Annotated in this window: 6 protein-coding genes and 1 pseudogene; 5 read left to right on the top strand and 2 right to left on the bottom strand. The window is 67.2% G+C overall.

The annotated features are described in order from the left end of the window. The 5 genes from CAPSK01_RS24110 to CAPSK01_RS19750 all read left to right on the top strand — a co-directional run. On the top strand, positions 1-199 hold a 199-nt coding region (locus CAPSK01_RS24110), incomplete at its 5' end, for a hypothetical protein (protein ID WP_273704149.1). Continuing rightward, positions 196-633 carry a hypothetical protein gene (locus CAPSK01_RS19765; protein WP_273704148.1) on the top strand — a complete coding sequence of 146 codons (438 nt, stop codon included), beginning with the start codon at positions 196-198 and terminating at the stop codon, positions 631-633. The genes CAPSK01_RS24110 and CAPSK01_RS19765, both read left to right, overlap by 4 nt. Before the next feature lies 1 nt (position 634). Then, a complete protein-coding gene (locus CAPSK01_RS19760) occupies positions 635-967 on the top strand; it encodes a hypothetical protein (protein WP_034930853.1) in 333 nt (110 codons plus the stop codon). A gap of 3 nt (positions 968-970) precedes the next feature. Then, the gene (locus tag CAPSK01_RS19755) at positions 971-1360 is read left to right on the top strand and encodes a hypothetical protein (RefSeq protein WP_034930852.1); all 390 of its coding nucleotides are present in this window, start codon (positions 971-973) and stop codon (positions 1358-1360) included. Then, positions 1357-1785, top strand: coding sequence for a hypothetical protein (locus tag CAPSK01_RS19750; protein ID WP_034930849.1), 429 nt, complete (start codon positions 1357-1359; stop codon positions 1783-1785). The genes CAPSK01_RS19755 and CAPSK01_RS19750 overlap by 4 nt, the downstream gene beginning before the upstream one ends. 1 nt (position 1786) lies before the next feature. Here the strand turns inward: CAPSK01_RS19750 and CAPSK01_RS19745 are convergent, their stop codons facing one another. Both CAPSK01_RS19745 and CAPSK01_RS24105 read right to left on the bottom strand, forming a co-directional pair. Further along, positions 1787-2020: a hypothetical protein gene (locus CAPSK01_RS19745; protein ID WP_034930847.1), complete on the bottom strand. Its 234-nt coding sequence runs from the start codon at positions 2018-2020 to the stop codon at positions 1787-1789. Beyond that, a pseudogene (locus CAPSK01_RS24105) lies at positions 2010-2489 on the bottom strand (hypothetical protein); the annotation flags it as partial. The gene CAPSK01_RS19745 and the pseudogene CAPSK01_RS24105, both read right to left, overlap by 11 nt.

The raw sequence follows: 2489 nt of genomic DNA, 5'->3' as shown, positions 1-2489 counted from the left end.
CCTCGCAGATGGACCCCTGGGGGAAGCCGATGCGCCGCCCGGTGGCTCTGACGCGGCTGCCAGCAGCGTGCCGCAGTTGTCAGCAGCCGCGCAGATTGCCGCGCCGCACGACGCGGTCGAAACCGCCGGCGCCCTGGACACGGCCAGCGACCACCTGGCCCTGCTGCTGATTCTGGCCATCGACGAGGCGTGCACATGAAAATCTCCGCCAAGATCACCGGCGCCGACGGCGTCAGGATGACCATGAAGCGCCTAGCGCAGCTGCCGAAGCGCGCATTGGCAGCCACGGCAGAAGACGTTGAGGACTACGTCGAGAGCCAGGCTGCCACACACCACAAGACCGGCGCGCTCGTGCGCTCGATCTACAAACGCCCCATCGCCGGCGGCTGGGAGGTCGGCCACGACCTGCAACACGCACCGCATGCCGTGTTCGTGCACTGGGGGACGAAGCCGCACGTGATCAGGCCGAAGAACAAGAAGACGCTGCGCTGGCCCAGCGGCGGGGCCTTCTCGTTCGCGCGCAGCGCGCGCCACCCGGGCTACAAGGGCGACCCCTGGCTGGTGCGCGCTGCGGCCCAGGCGCCGCGCCTGTTCGCAGCCCGACTGACGGCCTTGCTGGCCACGGAGAAGTGACATGCCACTCACCTACACCTATCACGACAAGTACCTGGCGCCGCTGGTCGCCGCCGAGGTCGAGACCCGGGCCGCTGCCGACGTTGCCACCCTCGGGACGTTTCCGGCCGAATGGGTGGAGCGGCTGACCGTCGTGCGCAGCTACGTGCTGACGTGCATGGAATCGCAGAAAGCTCCGGACGACCTGTTCACCGCCAAGCTGGCGATCTACCGCAAGGAGTTCGACGCCTTGCTGCCGCAAGCCCGTGCGGCACAGGTTGCCGCCGACGCGGCATCTGGCACTGCGCCGTCTGGCGGCTCGAGCTGGGCCAGTGTGGAACTGACCCGGAGCTGACCCATGATCAACGTCTATCCATCTCTGGTCACGCTGCGTGACCTGCTGGCCGCGGTGCCCGGCGTCAACACCTGCAAGATCGGCCTCGAAGCGAACATGACGCCGGGCGACTATCCGATGGTGCGCATCGTGCCGAGTCGGGTTTCACCGGCGACCGACGCGCCCCTCGGCCCGCGGCTGTGTGAGTGCCTGATCTACTTCGGCCAGCCGGTGCACGAGTTCACGGCCGGCATGGAAGCGCTCTACGCCGAAATCTTCGAGATGGAGCTCGCACTGATCGACGCCCTGCCCCGCGGCGGGCCAGTCGTCGCGCGCTGGGTGGAGACCATCACCGACGAGGACCGCGTCGACGCATACAAGCTCATGGCGCTGCGCGTGGAGGTGATGGGGTGACGGTGATCGCATGGGACGGCAGCGCTCTGGCCGCGGACAAGCGCGCCGTCTCCGGTGGCGGCATCGCCAGGGCCTGCACGAAGATCGAGCGCCACGGCAGCTCCCTGCTCGGGATCACCGGCGACTGGGACACCGGCGCCGAGATGCGCGAGTGGTTCAAGGCCGGGGCACTGCCGGCAAGTTTCCCGGCCAAGGCGAGGGAAGACAAGGCCACGCTGATCGTGATCGACCAGTTGGGCATTCGCACCTGGGCTTGCGGCCCGTACCCGATGCGCATCGAGGCCCAGCGTTGCGCGTGGGGGTCGGGGCGGGACTTCGCCGAGGCGGTGATGCACCTCGGGCACGACGCGCGGCGCGCCGTCGAGGTGGCGTGCGCGTTTCAGACGGACTGCGGCAACGGGGTCGACGTGCTGACGTTGGTGTAGGTCAGGCGGCCTTGCGGATCAGCATCGTCATGGGGTCAAAGCCCTCCATCCCGACATCCTTCGCGTCGATACCAAAGGTTTCAAGTTCGTTCATGATGGACGCGACCGCCTCAAAGTAGCCCATCTTCACCCCCTGGTCGAACGACCCCGGGGGGCCGCCCGCCTGGGCAGCACGCTCGACCAGCAAGCGCAACACGTCGCCGACAAGCGCTTGGTACTTCACTTCATTGCCCATTCGTTCTCTCCGCAAGAATCCCGCGCAGCACTTCAGAGTCGGCCGCAAGCGTTTTGATTTCCTTGGGCCAGAAGGAGTTCACGAGATACCAAACTTCCTTCGATGTCGTGCCGAATGACACGTACTTCGCCGGGTTCGCGATTTTGTCGTGGTGCACTGCGATCCGCTTGTCCAAGGACCTGAGCGCCTTCTCGACTTGCCTCGTCCCTTCTCCAGCATACCGCTGAACCAGGCCGTGGTGGTCCCCACCGGGTTGTTTGGCGGCTTCGTAGGCCCGGTTCACCCCCGCATGCCCAACCAACGCATGCGCCGCTCCATCGCCCACCCGCGCCAGGCGGTACAGGGGATCTCGCCCGTCGTTGACCACGCTCTGCACGCTGCGGCCGCCCATCACCGCGCGGGCCCGCTCTGCTGAGCCCATCACCCGAGCGGCTTCTCCCGGCGCCAGGGTGCGCAGGTAAGCCGCCTC

Source organism: Candidatus Accumulibacter vicinus (assembly GCF_000584955.1).
In the GTDB taxonomy this organism is placed as follows: Bacteria; Pseudomonadota; Gammaproteobacteria; order Burkholderiales; family Rhodocyclaceae; genus Accumulibacter; species Accumulibacter vicinus.
The sequence above is the reverse complement of the archived record's forward strand: the minus strand, read 5'-3'. Positions and strand labels throughout refer to the sequence as shown.

Bases quoted from the DNA above. Each gene is read 5' to 3' on its own strand.
- CAPSK01_RS19765 (WP_273704148.1), top strand. From the start codon at position 196: ATGAAAATCTCCGCCAAGATCACCGGCGCCGACGGCGTCAGGATGACC.
- CAPSK01_RS19760 (WP_034930853.1), top strand. From the start codon at position 635: ATGCCACTCACCTACACCTATCACGACAAGTACCTGGCGCCGCTGGTC.
- CAPSK01_RS19755 (WP_034930852.1), top strand. From the start codon at position 971: ATGATCAACGTCTATCCATCTCTGGTCACGCTGCGTGACCTGCTGGCC.
- CAPSK01_RS19745 (WP_034930847.1), bottom strand. From the start codon at position 2,020: ATGGGCAATGAAGTGAAGTACCAAGCGCTTGTCGGCGACGTGTTGCGC.